This is a genomic window from Streptomyces sp. NPDC051776 (assembly GCF_040681345.1).
In the GTDB taxonomy this organism is placed as follows: Bacteria; Actinomycetota; Actinomycetes; order Streptomycetales; family Streptomycetaceae; genus Streptomyces.
Genome location: NZ_JBFAYQ010000002.1, coordinates 40,883 through 62,347, shown reverse-complemented (window position 1 = coordinate 62,347; position 21,465 = coordinate 40,883). Strand labels below are relative to the sequence as shown.

The window sequence follows — 21,465 nt, the reverse complement described above, 5'->3', positions numbered from 1 at the left end:
CTGCTTTGACGACCGGCCGGACGTCAGCCGGGGAGCCCCGGCTCTCCCGGTACGCTTGCACGAGTCCCTGCTGTGTGCTTCTCCAGGGCAACCGACCCCGACCAGACGACTTGGATGAACGATGCATCGGTACCGGTCCCACACCTGCGGCGAGCTCCGTGCCACTGACGTCGGCGCCGACGTCCGGCTGAGCGGCTGGCTGCACAATCGCCGGAACCTGGGCGGCATCCTCTTCATCGATCTCCGGGACCACCACGGTCTGGTCCAGCTCGTCGTCCGGCCGGACAGCCCGGTCAACGAGAGGCTGAGCCACCTCTCCAAGGAGACCGTGCTCCGCGTCGACGGCACGGTGCTCGCCCGCGGCGCGGAGAACGTCAACCCCGAACTGCCCACCGGCGAGATCGAGGTCGAGGTCGGGGACGTCGAGGTGCTCGGTGCGGCCGATCCGCTGCCGTTCACCGTCTTCCCCGAGGACGGGGTGAACGAGGAGCGGCGCCTGGAGTACCGCTTCCTCGACCTGCGCCGCGAGCGCATGCACCGCAACATCATGCTGCGCTCCGCCCTGATCTCCGCGATCCGGGAGAAGATGACCGCGCAGGGCTTCAACGAGATGGCGACCCCGATCCTCTCGGCGACCTCCCCAGAGGGCGCGCGGGACTTCCTGGTGCCCTCCCGGCTGCACGCGGGCAAGTTCTACGCCCTGCCGCAGGCCCCGCAGCAGTTCAAGCAACTGCTGATGATCTCGGGCTTCGACCGCTACTTCCAGATCGCGCCCTGCTTCCGCGACGAGGACGCCCGCGCCGACCGTTCGCCCGGGGAGTTCTACCAACTCGACGTCGAGATGAGCTTCGTCGAGCAGGAGGACGTCTTCCGGGTCATCGAGAAGGTCATGACCGAGCTCTTCGAGGAGTTCGGCAACGGACGTCACGTCACCTCGCCGTTCCCGCGGATCCCGTTCCGCGAGGCGATGCTGAAGTACGGCTCGGACAAGCCCGACCTGCGCTCGCCGCTCGAACTCACCGACGTCTCGCACATCTTCGCCGACAGCGGATTCAAGGCCTTTGCCGGCAAGCACGTACGGGCGCTGGCCGTGCCGGACACCGGCGACCAGCCGCGGAAGTTCTTCGACCAGATGGGCGAGTTCGCGGTCCAGCAGGGTGCGCAGGGCCTGGCGTGGATCCGCATCGGCGAGGACGGCAACCTGACCGGCCCCATCGCCAAGTTCCTTGACCAGGGCGACGTCGAGAAGCTCGTCGCGGAGGTCGATGGCAAGCCGGGAACCGCGGTCTTCTTCGGCGCCGGCAACTTCGACGAGGTCTCCAAGATCATGGGCGCGGTACGGGTCGAGGCCGCGCGCCGTGCCGGGCAGTTCGAGGACGACGTCTTCCGCTTCTGCTGGATCGTCGACTTCCCGATGTTCGAGCGGAACGAGGACACCGGGCAGATCGAGTTCTCCCACAACCCGTTCTCCATGCCGCAGGGCGGACTGGACGCGCTGAAGACCAAGGACCCTCTCGACATTCTGGCCTGGCAGTACGACATCGTCTGCAACGGCGTCGAGCTGTCCTCAGGCGCGATCCGGAACCATGAGCCGGAGGTCATGTACGAGGCGTTCCGGATCGCCGGGTACCCGAAGGAGGACGTGGAGCGGGAGTTCGGCGGCATGCTGCGCGCCTTCCACTTCGGCGCCCCGCCGCACGGTGGCATCGCCCCGGGCGTGGACCGCATCGTGATGCTGCTCGCCGACGAGCCCAACATCCGCGAGACGATCGCCTTCCCGCTCAACGGCAACGCACAGGACCTGCTGATGGGCGCGCCCAGCGAGGTCGACGAGGCGCGGCTGAAGGAGCTTCACCTCAGCCTCTACAAGGGCCCGGCGAAGCCGACCCCGTACAAGCCGACGAAGTAGCGCGGAACAGGCTCGGTCACGGGCCGGTTCACAGGCTCGGTCACGGGCGGCCGTCCCCGCGGGAGACGGCCGCCCGTGTCACATACGGGGTGCCTGTCCCGCCCCCCGGAAGCCGTACCGTCAGGGCGCTCCGCGCGGTGCGGGCCTGAGAGAGCGGGAGCCGCCGGGTCAGTTCTCCGGCGTCTCCTCGCCGCCGAAGCGGTCCCGGTAGATCTCCAGGTCGTCCTCGGTGATCTTCGCGAAGAGCACCGGCGGGACGGTGAAGGCCGCCCCGGCCGGGACGGAGTTCAGCGCCCTGGCCTCCTCCGCCGTCACCCACGGCTTGGTGTCGTCGGTCAGCGCGAACGCCGAGCGCATGGTCTTCGCGGACACCGGGATGAACGGCTCGGACACCACCGCGTAGAGGTGGATCAGGTTCATCGCCGTACGCAGCGTGAGGGCGGCCGCGTCCTGGTCGGTCTTGATCTCCAGCCAGGGGGCCTTCTCCTCCAGATACGCGTTGCCCGCGCTCCACAGGGCGCGCAGCGCGGCCGCCGCCTTGCGGAACTGGAGGGAGTCCATGTGCGTCTCGTACTCGCCGAGCAGCCGCGCGATCTCCTCGCCGAGGCGGGCCTCGGCCTCTCCCGCCTCCTTGCCCTCCGGGACGGTGTCGCCGAAGCGCTTGCGGGAGAAGGACAGCACGCGGTTGACGAAGTTGCCCAGGGTGTCCGCGAGGTCCTTGTTGACCACGGACGAGAACAGCTCCCAGGAGAACGAGGTGTCGTCCGACTCCGGCGCGTTCGCCATCAGGAAGTAGCGCCAGTAGTCGGCGGGCAGCAGCTCGAGAGCCGAGTCCGTGAAGATACCGCGCTTCTGGGAGGTGGAGAACTTCCCGCCGTAGTAGTTCAGCCAGTTGAAGGCCTTGACGAAGTCGACCTTCTTCCACGGCTCACGGGTGCCGAGCAGCATTGCCGGGAACATCACCGTGTGGAACGGGACGTTGTCCTTCGCCATGAACTCGGTGTAGCGGACGTCCTTCGCGTCGTACCACCACGACTCCCAGTCGCGGCTGCCCGGGTCGACGTCCGCCCACTCCTTCGTCGCGCCGATGTACTCGATCGGTGCGTCGAACCACACGTAGAAGACCTTGCCCTCGGCCGCGAGTTCGGGCCAGGTGTCCGCCGGGACGGGCACGCCCCAGTCCAGGTCACGGGTGATCGCCCGGTCGTTGAGGCCCTCCGTCAGCCACTTGTGGGCGATGGAGGAGGCGAGCGTCGGCCACTCCTTGCTGCCGTTGCCGTCCAGCCACGCCTCGACCTCGGGCTGCAGCTTCGACTGCAGCAGGAAGAGGTGCTTGGTCTCGCGGACTTCGAGGTCGCTGCTGCCGCTGACCGCGGAGCGGGCGTCGATCAGATCGGTCGGGTCCAGGACGCGGGTGCAGTTCTCGCACTGGTCGCCACGCGCCTTGTCGTAGCCGCAGTGCGGACAGGTGCCCACGATGTAGCGGTCGGGGAGGAAGCGGTCGTCCGCGACGGAGAAGACCTGGCGGATCGAGCGCTCCTCGATGAAGCCGTGCTCCTTGAGGCTGCGGGCGATGCGCTGGGTGATCTCCACATTCTCCGGGGACGAGCTGCGGCCGAAGTAGTCGAAGTCGAGCGCGAAGCCGTCGTAGATCGACTTCTGCAGGTCGTGCTGCTGGGCGCAGAACTCGTCGACGGGCAGCCCGGCTTCCTTGGCGGCCAGCTCGGCGGGGGTGCCGTGCTCGTCGGTTGCGCAGATGTAGAGGACGTCGTGGCCGCGCTGCCGGAGGTAGCGGGCGTAGACATCGGCCGGGAGCATGGACCCCACCATGTTGCCCAGGTGCTTGATCCCGTTGATGTACGGAAGGGCGCTGGTGATGAGGTGTCGAGCCATTGCCGGCTGCTCCCAAGTCGTTACGCGGAGTGAGTTTTTGATCTACAGGCTGTCAATATCGTACTGGACGGCAGGGGGCCGCCCGCGCGCCCTTTTTGGCGCGGACGGCCCCTGGGCGCCGCGTGCGGCGGCGCGGGTGCGGCGGTTGCGGATCAGCGCAGAATGCCTGCCTCACGTGCCTGCTTCAGCCACTCCGGGAGGGCGGCGAGCACTTGGGCGTACAGCTTCTCGTCAGCCAGTTCGAGGGGCTCTTCACCGGCCGCCGCGTAGGCGGCGTTGGCGACCGGACGGCGCTCGGGGACGGTGAGGTCGTCGAGCTTCCTGAGGAAGTCGAAGCCCTTCGCCTCCGGGTCGCCGAATCCGACGAACTGCCAGAAGACAGGCAGTTTGGCGGCATCGCAGAGCGCCTTCTCCGCCGCTGCCTTGGAGGTCGGAGCGCCGTCCGTCTGGAAGATCACGAACGCCGGGCCTGTGGCGCCGGACTTCTCGCGGTGCGCGAGGACGGCCTCGATGGCGCAGTGGTAGTTCGTACGCCCCATGTGCCCGAGGTCCGCGTGGAGGGCCTCGATCCGGTCCTCGTACTCGTCGAGGGAGATGTCCGCCGTCCCGTCGACGTCGGTGGAGAAGAACACGAGGGGGACAGTGCCGGTTCCGAGGTTCGCGGAGAGTGCGACCGCCTGCTCGGCGAGGTGCTGGACCGTGCCGTCCTTGTAGTAGCGGCGCATGGAGCCGGAGCGGTCGAGGACGAGGTAGACGGTTGCGAGCTGCCCGGTGATCTTCTGCGCTTCGAGGGCGGCGGCGGCTGCTTTGTAGAGGCCCGCGAGTCCGGGGGCGGACTTCTCGACGGTGGCGAGCGAGACCGCTGCCGCCGGATCGCCCGCCGGCTTCGCCGCGGTCGCGGCCTTCGCGACGGCCCCGGGCTTGCCCGCTGCCTTCTTTGCCGGCTTGGCCGCTGCGGTCTTCGCGGGGGCGGCCTTGTCGGAGGCGGCCTTGGTGGAGGCGGTGCGCTTGGCGCCACCGGACGTACCCGCCGTCTTCTTGGCCGTCTTCGCCGTCCTGGCCGTCTTCGTGGTCTTCGCCGTCCTGGCGGGTTTCGCGGCCTTGTCGTCCGCGGCTGGGGACTCCGCCTCCGGCTTCGCCTCCGCCGCCCCGTCGCGCTCCGGCTGCTGCGGGATGCCGACCGAGGGTGCGGCGTCCGCCTTCGGCGTCTCCGTCCTGGACTCCGAACTCTGCTCCGCCTCCCGCTCGTTCGCCGACGCCTGGGCCGGGACCGAGGTGGACGGCGCCTCGCCCGCGGCCTTGGCCTGGGCCGGAACGGCCGCCTCCGGCCGCGTACCCTCCGGCGTCCCCGGCTCCGTCTGCCCCTCGTGCGCCGACTGCGCGGGTACGGCGACGCCCCCCGCGCCGGTGCCCTCGGTGCGGGCTGACCCGGCTCCGGCGTTCTCCCCGGTCGCCGTGTCCTTGCCCGTGCTCCTGCCGGCGCCCGTGCCCTCGTCCGCACCGGACGCCGCACCGGATCCGGCGCCCGCGCCTGCCCCTCCGTCGGCCGCGGCTGCCGTCCCCGCCGTCGGCTCGGCCGCCCAGGACGGAGTCGGACGGACGTCCGCGGCGCCGCCCTTCGCCTGCTCAGGCGGCGCGAGGTCCTGCTTCTGCACCGGCTTGGCCGCCGCGGCGTCGAACGCGGCGAGCAGCGACTCCGCCTCGGCCTCCGTGTCCTTGGCGGCCCTCCTCGTCTTCGGCTCCGGCTGCTTCGCGTCCTTCGACGGCTCCTGCTTCCCCGCCGCCTTCCGTGTGCCGGTCTTCCCGGCCGGCTGGGCGGGGACCGGCGCAGCGGCGGCGGTTTCGTCCGCCGGGCCGGACGCGGCAGCCTCCGACCCTTCGGTCCGCGCCTCCGGTTCGGCGACGCGCGCCTCGGGCACGGTCGGTTCGTTCCGATCCGCCCGCGACCGGCCGAATACATTCCGCAGCAGACTCCGGATGCCCATGGGAGAGGTCCTTCACGTATCGGTGCTATCGGTGCGATGAATGTCCGAGGTGGGGGAATCGTTCCTGACCGGCGCGGACACGTAAGGCTACTGAGACAGTTCGAGCCGGGCGCGCGTGGCCTCCGTAAAGAGCCGGGCGAGTCTCTCGCCGTCCTCGTTCCCCGGCGCGAAGACGCCGGCCGCCTCGGCCCGTACGACGAGGGCGCCGTGCGCGTCGATCAGCGGTGACACGCCGCGGCTCTCCACCGTGTCCCACCATGCGTCGAGGTTCCGGCCGAACCAGCCAGGCAGGCCGCACGGTTCCGCGACCGCGTCCCAGAAGGCGTCAAGGTCCGCCAGGTCGCGGCCGCGCAGATCGACCACCAAGTCATCGGCCATGGGCCCGGATGCTAGTCCCTCATCTCGGGGACGTCAGGGAGGTGGTGGGCGCCTGCCGCCACCCGGAGTAAGCCGTGGAGGGCTCGCTCGCCAAGGACCGTACGGAAGTTGAAACTTGCGGAGTCGGCCTGGGATTCATGCTCCGTTCACCTGGAGTCCTCCACCCGGCGCAACGACCCCCATAGCGTCACCGCGGACATATTCCGACATCGTGTCGGCGCAGGCTGGCCGGTGGAGCCCATACGGAGGGGAAGACGTGCGCAGACTGCTGCCGTTGATCAGCTCGCACCCGGGCGGACGTTCCGCGATGACCTGCCGCTACCGCTGCGGCGACGCGTGTTTCCACGAGGTCCCGAACACCAGCGACAACCCCTACGCCGGTGATGTCATAGCCGGTGCGCTCTCCCGCCGCAATGTGCTGCGCGCCAGTGCGGTCGTGACCGTGGCAACCGCGACCGGTGCCGCCGCCGTCGACCGCGCCCCCCGGGCTCAGGCAGCCGTGCCGGGAGGCGTCCCGACGGCCCTTCAGGGCGGCGGCGCCAGCGGCACGGCCGCCCGCGGCCTGCGCTTCGGCTCCGTCGAGCCCAACACCACCGACGCCGTCACCGTCCCCGAGGGCTACGCCCAGGATGTGGTCATCCGCTGGGGAGAACCGATCCTGCGCGGAGCGCCCGCGTTCGACCCCGACCGGCAGACCGCGAAGGCCCAGGCCGGGCAGTTCGGCTACAACAACGACTTCCTGAGCCTGCTGCCGCTGCGCGGCGAGCCGGGTCGCCAAGTGCTCGTGGCCAATCACGAGTACACGGACGAAGTCCTGATGTTCAAGGGCTACGACCCCGAGAACCCCACCCGTGAGCAGGCCGAGATCGCTTGGGCCGCGCACGGTCTGTCCGTCGTCGTCGTCCAGGAGGAGCCGAAGAGCGGCCGGCTCACCGCGGTCACCCGCCACCGGCTCAACCGCCGCCTCACCGCGACCAGCGAGTTCCGTCTCACCGGTCCGGCCGCGGGCAGCGCCCTGCTGAAGACCTCGGCCGACCCGACCGGCACCAAGGTGCTGGGCACGCTCAACAACTGCGCGGGCGGCACCACCCCGTGGGGCACCACGCTCCACGGCGAGGAGAACTTCAACCAGTACTTCGCGGGCGGCAGCTCCGCCACGGACAAGCGGTACGGCCTGTCCACCGGCCCCACCGAGCGCAAGTGGGAGCGGTTCGACCGGCGCTTCGACGCGGCCAGGGAGCCCAACGAGTCGCACCGCTTCGGCTGGGTCGTCGAACTCGACCCGTACGACCCCGAGTCGACCCCGCGGAAGCACACCGCGCTCGGCCGTTTCAAGCACGAGGCCGCGCAGCCGCGCCTCACCGCCGACGGCCGACCCGTCGTCTACATGGGTGACGACGAGCGCTTCGACTACTTCTACAAGTTCGTCTCCTCGAAGCGGATGATGAAGGGCACGAGCCGGGCCGCCCGCGAGCACAACCTCACCCTGCTCGACGAGGGGACGCTCTACGTCGCCAGGCTGACCGGCGACAGCCCGGCCGACCAGATCGACGGCACCGGCAAGCTGCCTGCCGACGGCGAGTTCGACGGCAGCGGCGAGTGGATTCCGCTGGCGACCGGCGACACCTCGCACGTCGACGGCATGACCGCCGAGGAGGTCTACGTCTTCACCCGGCTCGCCGCCGACAAGGCCGGTGCCACGAAGATGGACCGCCCCGAGGACGTCGAGCCCAGCCCGCGCACCGGCCGCGTCTACATCGCCCTCACCAACAACACCGACCGCGGCAAGTCGGGCAAGGCGGCTGCCGACGAGGCCAACCCGCGCAACCTCAACAAGCACGGCCAGATCCTCGAACTGGCCGAGTTCTTCGACGACCCGTCCGCGGACCGCTTCGCCTGGCGGCTGTTCCTGGTCGCCGGTGACCCGGAGGACCCGGGCACGTACTTCGCCGGGTTCCCCAAGGACGAGGTCAGTCCGATCTCCTGCCCGGACAACGTCACGTTCGACCCGCACGGCAACCTGTGGATCTCCACGGACGGCAATGCGCTGGGCTCGCACGACGGTCTGTTCGGTGTCGCGACCGCGGGCCCTCGCCGCGGTGAGGTCAAGCAGTTCCTCACCGTTCCCAAGGGCGCGGAGACCTGCGGGCCGATCGTCCAGGGCCGGCGCGTGCTGGTCTCCGTGCAGCACCCCGGCGAGGTCGACGGCGCGAGTGTGGAGAAGCCCGCTTCGACCTGGCCCGACGGGCCGGGGAGGATCGTCCGGCCGTCGGTCGTCGGCGTCTGGCGCGAGGACGGTCGCGACATCGGCGTCTGACCGCGCCGGCAGCCGCCGGGGCGCACCGGTACACCGGCCACGGGAAGTCCGTCTCATGGGGGGCGGGCTTCCCGTGTCTCATACGGCCCGGTGCCTCGCCTCCCTGTGCCTCATCCGTGCCGCGCACCCTTCCCGTTCCTCACGTCCCCGCCTCACGTCCCCCCGCCTCACAGCTCCGCGCCTCACGTCCCTGCGTCTCCACGCCTCACCGCATGCGGGACGAGCACATCTCCGCGTCTCACCGCACACGGGAGACAGTGCCCCTCCGCGCCCCTCACCGCATGCGGGACAGCCGGCGCTCCGCCACGCGCAGCGAGCGGCCGCGCGGCGCCGGGGACCACGGATCGTCGCCGGTGAGCCGGTCGGCCGCCGTCGCCATCGTCCACCGGCGCGCGGACAGTTCGGGATCGTCCAGCTCCTCGCGCGCGAAGGGCATGGCCACGGGCGCGCCCGGCAGGGCTCGTACGGCATACGGCACCACGGCCGTCTGCGCGTACGCGTTCCGCTGGACGTCCAGGTAGACCCGGTCCTTCCGGTCGGCCTTGCGCTGCTCCGTGGTGAGGCGGTCGGGGTGACGCTCCGCCAGCAGACCCGCCGCGGAGGCGGCGAAAGCCCGGACGCCGTCGAACGAGGCGGACCGGTCGAGCGGCACCAGGGCGTGCGTACCGCTCGAACCCGTCGTCATCAGCAGGACGGGCAGCCCCAGTTCGTCCAGCAGCTCGCACACCCGGTGGGCCGTCCACCGCACGTCCTCGAAGTCCGTCCCCTCGCTGGGGTCGAGGTCGAAGACCAGCCGGTCGGGGTGGTCGGGACGGTCCGTGCGCGCAAGCCAGCGGTGCGGGGTGATGCAGGCCTGGTCGGCGAGGTAGACGAGGGTGGCCGTGTCGTTGCAGACAACGTGCGTGACCGTGGAGCCGCGCCGGGTGCCGGATCCGCCGGGGCCCCGCTCGCCCCTCCTGGGGAGTTCGGCGCGGCGGATCCAGCCGGGAAAATGGGCCGGGACGTTCTTCTGGACGACGGTCTGCTCCCCGATGCCGTCGGGGTGGCGGACCATCATCAGCGGGCGGTCGCGCAGGTGGGGCAGCATGCGCCGGGCTGCGGCCCGATAGTGCTCGGCGAGGTCGGCCTTGGTGAATCCGTCGTCCGGGAACAGAACCTTGTCCGGCCGGTGGAGGGCGATCGTACGCCCCCCGGCCCGCATGCCGCGCTGCTCGCTCATCCCGTACGAGTAGCCTCGCGCGCCCGCCCGCAAACCCGCGCATGACCGGCATCGGCGGTGGCCGCGCCGCCCGTTCGGGGAGATCGTTCGGCCGAGTGCCGCTCTCGCGTGGTGGGGCGGACCCGGGCGCCCGAGCGTGGCGGCATGCAGTCAGCACGAGTCGCTCCCACCGCGCGCCGGCAGCGGTCCCGCAGGATCCGGGGGCGGGTCGGCCCCTTCGGCCGCCCGCTGCCGTGGCTCGCGGGGGTCGCCGTCGTCTTCACCGTCCTCCAGCTCGTCCTGGTGGTGCCGGGTGAGGGACTCGGCTGGGACGAGACGGTGTACGTCAGCCAGGTCAGCCCGTACGCCCCGACCGCCTTCTTCAGCGCCCCGCGCGCCCGCGGCATCTCCTTCCTCGTCGCACCCGTCACGGTCCTGACCGCGTCCACGACCGTCCTGCGCGTCTACCTCGCGGTTCTCTCCGGCGCAGGGCTCTTCCTCGCCCTCCGGGTGTGGCGACGGCTCATCCCGGCCCCGGTGCTCGCGCTCGCCGGGGCTCTGTTCGCCGGGCTCTGGGTGACCCTCTTCTACGGTCCGCAGGTCATGCCCAACCTGTGGGTGGCCTACGCCGCGCTGCTCGCCACCGGCTGCTTCCTGCGGGCCGCCGGCGACCGCACCGACCGCCGGGCGCTGCTCGGCCTCGCCGCGGGTGTCGCCTTCGCAGCGCTCATGCGGTTCTCCGACGCCTTGTGGCTGGCGCTACCGCTGGCCGGGGCCGCCCTGTTCGTACGGGACTGGCGCAGGCCCGCCCTTCTGGTGGCGCTGGTGCTGGGCGCGGCCGCCGGATGCGCGGAGTGGGTCGTCGAGGCATACGTCCGCTACGGCGGGCTCGCCGCCCGGCTGGAACGGGCGAGCGAGATCCAGGGCGGCATGGGCTGGCACCTCGCCTTCGACGACCATCTGCGGGCGCTCGAGGGGCGGACGCTGTGCCGCCCGTGCGATGTGAGGCGGGGACATCCGGCCGCGGGGGCCTGGTGGTTCATGCTGCCGCTGCTCACCTCGGGCGGGCTGCTGGCCGCGTCCCGCGCCCGGCGCCTGGCCACGCTGCTGGTGCCGACGCTGACCGCGCTGTCACTCGCGGTCCCGTATGTGCTGATGCTCGACTACGCCGCTCCACGCTTCCTGCTCCCCTCCTACGCGCTGCTGGCACTACCGGTCGCGGTCTGCGTGGTCTGGCTGGTCACGGGGTTGCGGCAGCGGCTGCTCATGCCGATCGCCGCGGCGGCCGTCGCGCTCGTGATCCTCGGGCACCTCTCCCTCCAGTACGCCGTGCTGCACGGGGTCGTCGCGCGCAGCCGCGAGGCGCGGGGCGCGGTCGGACGGATCGCCGCGGAACTGCAAAGAGAAGGAGTGCGGCCGCCGTGCGTGGTGACCGGGGCGGAGGCGGTGCGCATCGCCTACCGCGCCGGCTGCTCCTCACGTCAGGCGGGTGGCCACGACGGGTCCGTCACGGGGGCCGGACTCGCCGCCATGGCGCGTACGAAACCGGTCGCGGTCCTGGTCGCAGGCGACGGGGCCGCACCGCCGTACGCCCGTGGCTGGCGCACGGTGAGCCTGCCGCGGCTGGGCGGTCTGCATTCCTACCGTGCTCATGTGTCACCGTCCGCTGTGTCACGGTCCGCGACACGGTGAGGGGACTGCGTGACCGGGGCGCGCGCCAGGGGCGCAACGGAGCGGCGTGGAACGCGGACGGGCGCCCGCCGGCAGGGAATCGCCGTGCCCGGCCGGGCGGTTCGTAGATCGACTGGTGACGCCTGACGGCCGGTCTTAGGGTCGGAATGTGAACCTCGCTGTTCACACACGCCGCGCGGGGTGAACGCCGCGGTGAGCGCAGGCCGACTATGACGAGTTCCCAGCCGACCCCTTCACCCACTGCCCGTTCCGCGGAACGGAGCTCGGGCAGCTGGATAGCCCTACTCGTCATCGCCTCGTGCCAGCTGATGGTGGTGCTCGACATCACCATCGTGAACATCGCGCTCCCGCACATCCAGACCTCGCTCGATTTCTCGACCGAGAACCTGTCGTGGGTGATCAACGCCTACACCCTGACCTTCGGCGGCCTCCTGCTGCTCGGCGGACGATCCGGTGACATCCTCGGCCGCAGACGGATGTTCATGATCGGCGTGCTGCTGTTCGTGCTGGCCTCACTGCTCGGCGGGCTCGCCCAGAACGCGGGCCAGCTCCTGGCCGCCCGCTCGCTCCAAGGCGTCGGCGGCGCCATCGCGTCGCCCACCGCTCTCGCACTGATCACCACCACATTCCGCGAAGGGCCGGAGCGCAACCGGGCGTTCGGGGTCTTCGCCGCCGTATCGGCGGGCGGTGGCGCGATCGGACTGCTGATGGGCGGCGTCCTCGTCGAGTGGCTCGACTGGCGCTGGATCTTCTTCGTCAATGTGCCGATCGGCGTGCTGATCGCCCTCGCCGCGCCCCGCTACATCCGCGAGTCGGAACGCCACCCGGGCAACTTCGACCTCCTGGGCGCGATCACGTCCACGCTGGGGATGGTGTGTCTTGTCTACGGGTTCATCCGCGCGTCCGAGGACGGCTGGCGGGACAGCCTGACCCTGACGGCGTTCGCGGTGGCTCTCGTTCTGCTGACCACCTTCCTGCTCATCGAGCGGAACTCGCGGCAGCCCATCACCCCGCTGAAGATGTTCCGCGACCGCAACCGCGCGGGCACGTACGGGATGATGCTCAGCCTCGCCGCGGCGATCTTCGGGATGTTCTTCTTCCTGACGCTGTTCGTCCAGAACGTGCTGGACTTCAGCCCGTTGCGGGCGGGACTCGCCTTCCTGCCGGTGAGCGCGGTCATCGCGGTCGGCGCGGGGCTCGCGTCCCGGCTCCTGCCGAGATTCGGACCCAAGCCGTTCATGGTGACCGGCGGGATCTTCGCCGCGGGCGGGCTGGCGTGGCTGACACTCACCGACATCCACAGCACGTATCTCGGGAGCATCTTCGGGCCGATCCTGGTCTTCGGCTTCGGGATGGGCATGGAGTTCGTCTCGCTGATGCTGATGGCGGTCTCCGGTGTCGCGCCGGAGGAGTCGGGCGCCGCGACCGGCGTGCTCAACGCCACGCAGCAGGTGGGTGGTTCGCTCGGCCTGTCGATCCTGGTCACCGCCTTCGGTACGGCCAGTCGCAACGAGGCGACCGATGTCGTACCGCAGTTCTTGCGCGAGGCGAATCCGGGGCAGCGTGAATTCTTCCGGCAAACCGGGCAGTTGCCACCACCCTGGGCCGACCAGGTGCTGACCGCGGGCGTCACCACGGCATTCATCGTCGCCGCGGCACTGAGCGCCTTGGCGGCCGTGATCGCCCTCGTCGTCATCCAGGTGCGGGCCTCGGACCTGGAGCGTCTGCAGGGTGCGGCAGCCGGGGTCCCGGCACCGGTCGCTTCATCGGGCGGTTCGCCACCGGACGGCTCCGACGGCGCGACGGGCGGCGGCCCTACCGGCCCGACGGGCGGTGGCCCGAGCGGCGGAGGCGGCGACGGCGGCCCGACGCCGCCCCGGGAGTGAACGTCCCACCCCCCGGCGGGACCTCCTGTCCCCAGTGCGCATGGCGCGTGTGCCGACAGGCAGTCATCAAGCCGCGTGCGGCTTGATGTTGTGGTTGCGGTGGAAGACGTTGTCCGGGTCGTAGCGGGCCTTCACCGCCGCAAGGCGGTCGACGTGGTCCGCGCCGAGTCCGGCGACGACCCGCTCCCGCCCCTCGTCCCCGATGAAGTTGAGGAAGACCGCACCCGTGGACCAGGGCTTGAGGTCGGTCCTGGTGTCGCGTGCCCACTGCTTGCCCCGCGCGTCGTCCGCCGGGGCCTCCCAGAGGCCGAAGGGATGGGCCACCCAAGCCGCTCCTCTCCAGGGGAGGGGGAAGTCCCGGTTTCCGCGGGCCGTTGCGCCGCCCTGGGGGAACAGGACGTGCTGGGACGGCGACGGAACGATCATGTCGTGGGCCCTCGCGCAGAAGAGGTCGATCGCCTCGTCCGGCAGGCTGCTCAGATGCTCCGCGGTCCAGTAATTGCGGTAGCCAGGGGGGTCGTCGAGCATGCACTGCAGATCGGCGTACGGTATTTCGTCGATCATCGAGGCGTGGTGGTCGAGGCTCAGCAGCGGCTGGGCCATCGTCCGGGCCTCCGGCTCCGCGCCCGCGTAGACCACGAGGACGGCGCAGACCAGTCGATTGACCAGATGCGGGGGCACCCAGTCCTCGTCCGGGCCGGTGAGGTGGATGAGCCCGCCGCCGATCTCGTCGGGGGCCGACTGGAGGAAGTCCCGGTAGGCGCGCGTGACTTCGGGTCCGGCGTCCGGCGGCCACAGCAGGAGCATGGCCGTGACGACGTGCAGCGGATGCAGGCGGAAGGTGAACGACGTGGCCACACCGAAGTTGCCGCCCCCGCCGTGGAGCGCCCAGAACAGCTCCGGATTCTCCTCTTCGTCGGCGTCGACCGTGCTGCCGTCCGCGGTCACCAGGCTGACGGAGAGCAGATTGTCGGCGGCGAGCCCGAGCTTGCGGTCCAGCCAGCCCGATCCGCCGCCCAGCGTGAACCCGCCGACGCCGGTCGTCGAGACCCGCCCTCCGGTCGTCGCGAGACCGTACGGCTCGCTCGCCCGGTCGAGATGGCTCATCGTGGCGCCGCCCGCGATCCGCACCGTACGGGCGTCCGGGTCGACGACGGCCGCGTGCATCCGGCGCAGATCGATCATGATCCCGCCGTCCGTGAGAGCCATACCGGAGACGCTGTGCCCGCCGCCGCGGACCGAGATCTCCAGGTCCTGTTCGCGTGCGAAGCGGATGGACCGCGCGATGTCCTCGGGGTTCTCGCACTGAGCGATCACCGAGGGGCGGAGGTCGATCATGGCGTTGAAGATCGTGCGGGCGACTTCGTACGAGGGGTCACCGGGCGTGAGGAGGCTGCCCGCGAAGCTGTCACGCAGACCGGCGAGGGCTGCAGTGTCCACGTGCGTCACGCTACGCGCGTGCCGGTTGCCCGGCATGTCGTGCGAGCGGCCGCGTCCTCCCCGCCCCGGGCCGGAAGAGACGGGCGGTGGCGCGGCGGGCTGCAAGGCCGAACCGTCATGTCAGGCACGGCTGTTGGGAACCGGGCGGGGCGGTGACCGGGACAGGGCGGTGACCGGGACAGGGCGGTGACCGGGACGGGGCCGGGACAGGGCGGTGACCGGATCCGGACCCGGGGCCGACGGCGCTGGGTCGTATCAAGCCCTGGTCGCGCGTCACGACGGCACCGGGCGGGCACCCGGTACGGGCCGGGCGGGCACCCGGTACGGGCCGGGCGGGCATCCCGTACGGGCCGGGCGGGCATCCCGTACGGCCGGGCAACTGGCGCCATCCCCTGTACCGCCGGGCGCCCCACTCCACCCCCGTACGTGCCGGCACGACGCCCGCCCCCCTCCCACCACCCTGTGACGGCGCGGGGTGCCAGTCGGCGGCCAGAGGCGTATCGTCCCCATATGAGCGGCGGGGAGTTCGCGCCCGCCGGCCGGGGACGAATCCCGGGCGTATCGGGCGACGACGACCTGGGTGACGACGTCCTGGAGAGCCTGGCCGAGGGCCTGCACCGGGAGCTGTCCGGGCTGGGTGCGCATGCCGCTGCGCTCTATCTGCTGAACCGGTCCGAGAGCGTGCTGGAACTCGTCGTCATGGTCGGCCTGCCGCGCGAGTTCATCGGCCCGTGGGAGCGGGTGGGCCTCGTGGCTCCCATCCCGGTGGCGGACGCCGTGCGCAGCAGCGAGATGGTCTGGGTCTGCAGCGAGGAAGTGATGATGCGGAGCTATCCGCGCATCGCCCTCGCCGTGCCGTACGAGTTCGCGCTCGCCGCCTTCCCCATCCCCCGACCCGGTTCCTCGGACGGGTCGACCGGTGTGCACGGGGCGATGTTCGTGCTCTGGCCGGGCGCGCAGCCGGACCACATGCCCGGCGCGCTGCGCGAGGGCCTCGGGCACCTCGCGGGCGAGGTGGGGAACGCCATGGAACGGGCGGCCTCGGCCGGGCGCCTCCGCTCGCCCGGCTCCGGAGGCGAGGTGCTCATCCGCAACGCCCCCAGCCCCGACCCCGGAACGCCGTCGGCCGGCGAGCTGATGGCCGCACGCCTGCCCGAGGGGGTCTGCGCGCTGGACATCCACGGCCGTGTCACGGCGGTGACCCCGGCGGCGGCACGGCTGCTCGGCGTACCGGCCGACGGGCTGATCGGCCGCCGGCTCTGGGAGGCGCTGCCCTGGCTGCACGATCCCCTCTACGACCGCTACCGGGCCGCCGTGATCAGCGGCCGGCCCACCTCGGACACCGGCCTGCGCCCGCCGGACCAATGGCTGGCCTTCGACCTCTACCCGGACGCCTCGGGCATCAGTGTCCGCATCACTCCGGCCGAGGCGCCCGCGGCGGGCAGTGTGCGGGCGGAGGTGAGCGCGGAGCTGCCGCAGCTCACCCGTACCGGGGCGCTGTACCACGTCCTGCATCTGGCCACGGCGCTGACCGAGGCGATCACCGTCGACGACGTGGTGGCCCTGGTGGCCGACGAGATCGCGCCCGCATACGGCGCCCAGGCCGTTGCCATCCTCACCGTGGACCGGGGGAGACTGCGCCTGGTCGGACACCGCGGCTACCCGCCCGAGGTGATCGCCCGGTACCGCTACAGCCCCCGGTTCTCCTTCACGGCCGGGGCCCGTGCCCTGGCCGCGGGGCAGCCCGGCTTCTACGAGTCGAGGGAGCAGCTCGACCGGGCCTTCCCGCACCGTGCCGGGCAGCACGACGGCATGGCCTCCTGGGTCTTCCTGCCGATGATCGCCTCCGGCCGGACCTTCGGCACCTGCGTCCTCGGCTACATTCGGCCGCATCACTTCTCCACCACGGAGCGCGCCGTGCTGACCTCCCTGGGCGGTCTGATCGCCCAGGCCCTGGAGCGCGCGATGCTCTACGACAAGAAGGTGGCGGTCGCCCATGGTCTGCAGGCGGGCCTCCTCCCGCACGCCCTCCCGAGGGTGCCGGGGCTGGCGACGGCGGCGCGCTATCTGCCCGGTACGGAGGGCATGGACATCGGCGGCGACTTCTACGACCTGATACGCCTTGGGCCGGACAGCGTCGCGGCCGTCATCGGCGACGTACAGGGCCACAACGTCACGGCCGCCGCGCTCATGGGCCAGATCCGTACGGCCGTCCACGCCTATGCCACGGCGGACGCGGACCCGGGCCGGATCCTCGCGGCCACCAACCGGCTGCTCTCCGACCTCGAGCCCGGCCTGTTCGCGAGCTGCGCGTGCCTGCGTCTGGACCTGCGCCACCAGCGGGCCTCCCTGGCCCGGGCCGGTCACCCCCGGCCGCTGGTGTGCACGCCGGGGGGCGGGGTGCGGCCGCTGGACGCCCCCGGCGGACTGCTGCTCGGCATCGAGAAGGGGGGCGACTTCCCGCAGGCCGACACCCCGATATCCGTCGGCACCACCGTCGCCCTCTACACCGACGGCCTGATCGAGACCCCGGGCATCGACATGGACGAGGCGCTGTCGGCCCTGGCCGACGAGCTGTCGCACGACGTGAGCCTGCCGCTGGAGGATCTCGCGGACGTCCTCATCGCCCGCGCGCACGCGGCCCGGCACCGCACGGACGACATCGCGCTGCTGCTTCTGCGGTCGACGGAACCGGGCGTGGTCTGACCGGCCCGACCCGGACAGGTCCTCGATGCGGAGATTTGCTTGGTTACGTACGGGTTTAGCCTGGGGGAGAGGCCGTGAAGCCGTCCTCAGAGGTCCAGGAGGAGGTCGTGATGGTCAGGAAGGTCGCCGACTGCCGCAGGTCGCCCTGCGCCATGAACTGCACGCTCACCATCTCCGGAGAAGAGAACGAGGTCGTCCGCGCCGCCGCCGGGCACGCGGTCTCGGCCCACGGGCGCGCGGACAGCCCGGAGTTGCGCGAGGAGATCCGCGCCATGCTCGAGGACGAGAGGCTGCCCGCCTACCCCATGGCCGGGCCGCCCCCGCCGGAAGGCGAGATCTTCGATCTCTAGTGCCCCCGCCTGCATCCGGGGCGGCATTGTGCCGGTGGTCCCGGGCGGGCGTGAGGCGCGCGGGGGCAGTCCGGCAGGGGTGCCGACTGGCTGCGCCCGGAGGCGCACCGCGGGGGCGGGGGGCTACGCTGGCAGCGACCCCGGTCAGGCAACAGGGACAGCAGGAGGTGGGGCCGCCATGAGTAGCCAGCCTCCCAGTCCCTGCCCGCGCTGACCGGCCTCCGCACCTTCGCCGGTCGGCCCCGTCCCGCCCGGAAGGGGGCCCGCCATGTCGATGAGCGACTGGCGTTCCCGCGCGCTCCGCCCGTACAAGCGCGCCACACAGTCCCGCAACGGCCGCCGTCCAGAGCCGGCGCCGGAGCACTCGCTGGAGCCCCGGCACCGTGAGGAGCCGGTGCCGCCCGCGGAGTCCAGCGTCGTCGACGCGGCGGTCTACCGCGACGGACGCCGCGTGAGTACCCCCTCCTCGCTCGCCGAGGCGTACAACAAGCTGCCCGACGAGCCGGACGCCATGGCCTGGATCGGGATGTACCGGCCCGCGGAGGAGCAGCTCCTCGCCGCGGCCGAGGTCTTCGGACTGCACGAGCTGGCCGTGGAGGACGCGATCGTCGCCCACCAGCGGCCCAAGCTCGAGCGCTACGGTGAAACCCTGTTCGTCGTGTTGCGCGCCGCCCGCTACCGGGACGAGACCGAGGACGTCGACTTCGGCGAGCTGCATGTGTTCGTCAACCCGGACTTCGTCCTGACCGTGCGCCACAGCGAGGCCCCCGACCTGTCAGCGGTGCGCCGCCGTATGGAGGCCGACCCCGATCTGCTGCGCCTGGGGACCGAGGCGGTCCTCTACGCGATCCTGGACGCCGTCGTGGACGGCTACGCGCCCGTGGTCGCCGGTCTGCAGAACGACATCGACGAGATCGAGACCGAGGTCTTCGGCGGCGACCCGCGGGTCTCCCGACGTATCTACGAGCTGTCCCGCGAGGTCGTGGAGTTCCAGCGCGCGACCCGGCCCCTGCTCCAGATGCTCCAGGGGCTCTCGGCCGGTTTCGCCAAGTACAGGACGGACGAGGAGCTGCAGCGGTATCTGCGCGATGTCGCCGACCACGCCACGACCGTGGTTGAGCGGGTGGACGGCTTCCGTCAGATGCTCGGCGACATCCTCGTCGTCAACGGCACACTGGTGACGCAGCAGCAGAACGCCGAGATGAAGCTGCTGGCCGAAGCGGGCCATGCACAGAACGAGGAGATCAAGAAGATCTCTGCCTGGGCGGCCATTCTCTTCGCACCGACCCTCGTCGGGACGATCTACGGCATGAATTTCCGGCACATGCCCGAACTGAGCTGGGTGTACGGCTACCCCTTGGCCCTGCTGCTGATGGCCGCGGTCTGTGTCGGCCTCTACCAGGTCTTCAAACGCCGCGACTGGCTCTGACCCGCTCCCGTACGCCTTCGCGGGTGCCGTCCGCAACCCCGTCATGTGGCGGCTGCTCGACCATTCGGCCCATAGGCGGACCCGGGGCGGTGCGCACTGTCCGTAATCTCCTTCAGTGTGAACGCCCTTCGCAAAAGCGTCCTTCTGGGTCGTCCGCTGCCCACGACGCGGATGGGCGAGACCCTGTTGCCCAAGCGGCTGGCCCTGCCGCTCTTCTGCAGCGACCCGCTCTCGTCCGTGGCGTACGCGACGGAGGAGATCCTGCTGATCCTCGCGCTCGGCGGGCTCTCCCTGCTCCACCTCGCCTGGTACGTCGGCGCCGGCATCGTGGCCCTGCTGATCGTCGTCGTCGCCTCCTACCGGCAGACCTGCCACGCGTATCCGAACGGCGGTGGGGCGTACGTGGTCAGCTCGGAGAACCTCGGGCAGGGCGCCGCTCTGACGGCCGCCAGCGCGCTGCTCGTCGACTACGTCCTCACCGTCTCCGTCTCCGTGGTGGCCGGTGTCGCCGCGATCACCTCGGCAGCGCCCGGGCTGGCCGACCACGCGGTGAGCATGTCAACCGGGTTCGTGGCGCTGCTGACCCTGCTGAATCTGCGGGGCATCCGCGAGTCGGGCCGCGCCTTCGCGTTCCCCACCTACGGCTTCGTGGCCGGCGTCGGCCTGATGTTCGCCTTCGCCGCGGTGCGCCTGGCGACTGGCGAGACCGTCCGCGCCGAGTCGGCCGATCTGACCATCCACGCCACGGGGACGTTCGCGGGGCTCGGCCTGGTTCTGCTGGGGATGCGCGCCTTCGCCTCCGGATGCACGGCCCTGACGGGCGTGGAGGCGATCAGCAACGGCGTGCCCGCGTTCGCCAAGCCCAAGAGCCGTAACGCGGCCACGACCCTGGCGATCATGGGCCTGCTCTCGGTGACCATGTTCGTCGGCATCACCGCCCTGGCCCTCACCTACCACGTGCACGTGGCCGCCGATCCCACTGAACTCGGACTGCCTGCCGGCAGCGACCAGCCCACCGCGCTCGCCCAGATCGCCCGGGCGTCCTTCGGCGGCGCCGAGGTGTTCTTCTACTACGTGCAGGCGGCCACCGCCGCGATCCTGATCCTGGCCGCCAACACGGCCTTCAACGGCTTCCCGATGCTCGCCTCGATCCTCGCCCAGGACCGTTATCTGCCACGGCAGTTGCACCACCGCGGCGACCGCCTGGTGTTCTCCAACGGCATCGTCCTGCTGGCCCTCGCGGCCATTGGTCTGATCGTGGCGTTCGACGCCAGCGTCACCGCGATCATCCAGCTCTACATCGTCGGTGTCTTCGTCTCGTTCACGCTGTCCCAGACCGGCATGGTGCGGCACTGGCAGAAGGAGCTGCTGACAACCACCGGCCGTGCGGCCCGGCGCCGGATCCGCCGCTCCCAGACGATCAACGCGGTCGGTGCCACGTTCACGGGCATCGTCCTGGTGATCGTCGTGGTCACCAAATTCACCCACGGCGCCTACCTCGTGGTCATCGCGATGCCGCTGCTCATCCTCGGCATGCGGGGCGTACGGCGGCACTACGACAACGTGGCCGAGGAGCTGAGCGTGGCACCGGACGCCGGGCCGGAGCCGCCCGCCCGCAACCACGCGATCATTCTCGTCTCCCGGATCCACGCGCCGACGCTGCGCGCGGTCGGCTACGCGCTGTCCATCCACGCCCAGAGCGTGGAGGCGCTCACCGTCGGGGTCGACCGGGAGGAGGCCGAGGAGCTGCGGCGGGAGTGGGAGGCCCATGACATGGGTGTGCCACTGATCGTCCTGGACTCCCCGTACCGCGAGATCTCCCGCCCCGTACTCGCGTACGTGCGCGGGATCCGCAGGGAGAGCCCACGCGACGTGATCACCGTCTTCATCCCGGAGTACGTGCTGGGCCACTGGTGGGAGCAGTTCCTGCACAACCAGAGCGCCCTGCGGCTGAAGGCCAGGCTGCTGTTCATGCCGGGCGTCATGGTCACCGACGTGCCCTATCTCCTGGACTCCGCGCGGCGGCAGCGGGAGAGAGCCGGGGAGACTTCGCGCCGGGAGCGATGACCCTTCGCTCCGGCTTCTGTGTTCATCCGGTCTTCTGTGTTCAAACGGAGGAGCGGAAGGACGGGAACGCCATGAGCAAGCGCACGTCCGGGCCCGCGATCGAGACCGAGGGACTGGTGAAGACCTTCGGCGAGACGCGCGTCGTCGACGGAATCGACCTCGCGGTGCCGACGGCGCCGTTTACAACTCGGCGTCAGTGCGGTGGGCACCTGTGC

The 21,465-nt window shown here is 71.0% G+C and carries 13 protein-coding genes; 8 read left to right on the top strand and 5 right to left on the bottom strand.

The window, feature by feature from the left end:
* The first annotated feature begins 121 nt into the window (after positions 1-121).
* Positions 122-1,909 (top strand): aspartate--tRNA ligase, encoded by a 1,788-nt coding sequence (gene aspS, locus AB0M26_RS02305; protein ID WP_365253171.1) that lies wholly within the window; start codon positions 122-124, stop codon positions 1,907-1,909.
* 168 nt (positions 1,910-2,077) lie between these two features.
* On the opposite strand, the gene metG is transcribed toward aspS, so the two are convergent.
* The 3 genes from metG to AB0M26_RS02290 form a co-directional block, all read right to left on the bottom strand.
* The gene (gene metG, locus AB0M26_RS02300; protein ID WP_365253169.1) at positions 2,078-3,802 is read right to left on the bottom strand and encodes a methionine--tRNA ligase; all 1,725 of its coding nucleotides are present in this window, start codon (positions 3,800-3,802) and stop codon (positions 2,078-2,080) included.
* 152 nt (positions 3,803-3,954) lie between these two features.
* Entirely contained in the window at positions 3,955-5,787 is a 1,833-nt protein-coding gene (locus tag AB0M26_RS02295) for a VWA domain-containing protein (RefSeq protein ID WP_365253166.1), read from the bottom strand.
* Positions 5,788-5,874: 87 nt separating this feature from the next.
* Positions 5,875-6,165 (bottom strand): barstar family protein, encoded by a 291-nt coding sequence (locus tag AB0M26_RS02290; protein WP_365253163.1) that lies wholly within the window; start codon positions 6,163-6,165, stop codon positions 5,875-5,877.
* A gap of 256 nt (positions 6,166-6,421) precedes the next feature.
* Between AB0M26_RS02290 and AB0M26_RS02285 the strand changes: the two genes are divergently transcribed.
* The gene (locus tag AB0M26_RS02285) at positions 6,422-8,482 is read left to right on the top strand and encodes a PhoX family protein (protein ID WP_365253160.1); all 2,061 of its coding nucleotides are present in this window, start codon (positions 6,422-6,424) and stop codon (positions 8,480-8,482) included.
* Positions 8,483-8,756: 274 nt separating this feature from the next.
* Here AB0M26_RS02285 and ligD read toward each other — a convergent pair whose 3' ends face one another.
* Positions 8,757-9,701, bottom strand: coding sequence for a non-homologous end-joining DNA ligase (gene ligD / locus AB0M26_RS02280; protein ID WP_365253157.1), 945 nt, complete (start codon positions 9,699-9,701; stop codon positions 8,757-8,759).
* 144 nt (positions 9,702-9,845) lie between these two features.
* Here ligD and AB0M26_RS02275 point away from each other — a divergent pair, with 144 nt between their 5' ends.
* Together AB0M26_RS02275 and AB0M26_RS02270 are read left to right on the top strand one after the other, a co-directional pair.
* Positions 9,846-11,372 (top strand): hypothetical protein, encoded by a 1,527-nt coding sequence (locus AB0M26_RS02275; protein WP_365253154.1) that lies wholly within the window; start codon positions 9,846-9,848, stop codon positions 11,370-11,372.
* 209 nt (positions 11,373-11,581) lie between these two features.
* Positions 11,582-13,258 carry an MFS transporter gene (locus AB0M26_RS02270; RefSeq protein WP_365253151.1) on the top strand — a complete coding sequence of 559 codons (1,677 nt, stop codon included), beginning with the start codon at positions 11,582-11,584 and terminating at the stop codon, positions 13,256-13,258.
* A 66-nt stretch (positions 13,259-13,324) separates the two neighbouring features.
* Here the strand turns inward: AB0M26_RS02270 and AB0M26_RS02265 are convergent, their stop codons facing one another.
* Positions 13,325-14,734: an FAD-binding oxidoreductase gene (locus AB0M26_RS02265; RefSeq protein WP_365253148.1), complete on the bottom strand. Its 1,410-nt coding sequence runs from the start codon at positions 14,732-14,734 to the stop codon at positions 13,325-13,327.
* A 474-nt stretch (positions 14,735-15,208) separates the two neighbouring features.
* On the opposite strand from AB0M26_RS02265, the gene AB0M26_RS02260 reads away from it, so the two are divergent.
* From AB0M26_RS02260 to AB0M26_RS02245, 4 genes are all read left to right on the top strand, one after another.
* Positions 15,209-17,404: a SpoIIE family protein phosphatase gene (locus AB0M26_RS02260; RefSeq protein ID WP_365253146.1), complete on the top strand. Its 2,196-nt coding sequence runs from the start codon at positions 15,209-15,211 to the stop codon at positions 17,402-17,404.
* A 110-nt stretch (positions 17,405-17,514) separates the two neighbouring features.
* Positions 17,515-17,754: a DUF1059 domain-containing protein gene (locus tag AB0M26_RS02255; RefSeq protein WP_365253776.1), complete on the top strand. Its 240-nt coding sequence runs from the start codon at positions 17,515-17,517 to the stop codon at positions 17,752-17,754.
* 274 nt (positions 17,755-18,028) lie between these two features.
* Positions 18,029-19,183: a magnesium and cobalt transport protein CorA gene (locus tag AB0M26_RS02250; RefSeq protein WP_365253773.1), complete on the top strand. Its 1,155-nt coding sequence runs from the start codon at positions 18,029-18,031 to the stop codon at positions 19,181-19,183.
* A 171-nt stretch (positions 19,184-19,354) separates the two neighbouring features.
* Complete coding sequence (locus AB0M26_RS02245; protein ID WP_365253770.1) at positions 19,355-21,250, top strand: APC family permease; 1,896 nt, start codon at positions 19,355-19,357, stop codon at positions 21,248-21,250.
* Positions 21,251-21,465: the final 215 nt, after the last annotated feature.

What these genes read in the sequence shown, in the direction of transcription:
- metG (WP_365253169.1), bottom strand. Translation starts at nt 3,802, where the DNA reads ATGGCTCGACACCTCATCACCAGCGCCCTTCCGTACATCAACGGGATC.
- aspS (WP_365253171.1), top strand. Translation starts at nt 122, where the DNA reads ATGCATCGGTACCGGTCCCACACCTGCGGCGAGCTCCGTGCCACTGAC.
- AB0M26_RS02265 (WP_365253148.1), bottom strand. Translation starts at nt 14,734, where the DNA reads ATGCCGGGCAACCGGCACGCGCGTAGCGTGACGCACGTGGACACTGCA.
- AB0M26_RS02270 (WP_365253151.1), top strand. Translation starts at nt 11,582, where the DNA reads ATGACGAGTTCCCAGCCGACCCCTTCACCCACTGCCCGTTCCGCGGAA.
- AB0M26_RS02260 (WP_365253146.1), top strand. Translation starts at nt 15,209, where the DNA reads ATGAGCGGCGGGGAGTTCGCGCCCGCCGGCCGGGGACGAATCCCGGGC.
- AB0M26_RS02290 (WP_365253163.1), bottom strand. Translation starts at nt 6,165, where the DNA reads ATGGCCGATGACTTGGTGGTCGATCTGCGCGGCCGCGACCTGGCGGAC.
- AB0M26_RS02275 (WP_365253154.1), top strand. Translation starts at nt 9,846, where the DNA reads ATGCAGTCAGCACGAGTCGCTCCCACCGCGCGCCGGCAGCGGTCCCGC.
- AB0M26_RS02255 (WP_365253776.1), top strand. Translation starts at nt 17,515, where the DNA reads ATGGTCAGGAAGGTCGCCGACTGCCGCAGGTCGCCCTGCGCCATGAAC.
- ligD (WP_365253157.1), bottom strand. Translation starts at nt 9,701, where the DNA reads ATGAGCGAGCAGCGCGGCATGCGGGCCGGGGGGCGTACGATCGCCCTC.
- AB0M26_RS02250 (WP_365253773.1), top strand. Translation starts at nt 18,029, where the DNA reads ATGAGCGACTGGCGTTCCCGCGCGCTCCGCCCGTACAAGCGCGCCACA.
- AB0M26_RS02295 (WP_365253166.1), bottom strand. Translation starts at nt 5,787, where the DNA reads ATGGGCATCCGGAGTCTGCTGCGGAATGTATTCGGCCGGTCGCGGGCG.
- AB0M26_RS02245 (WP_365253770.1), top strand. Translation starts at nt 19,355, where the DNA reads ATGGGCGAGACCCTGTTGCCCAAGCGGCTGGCCCTGCCGCTCTTCTGC.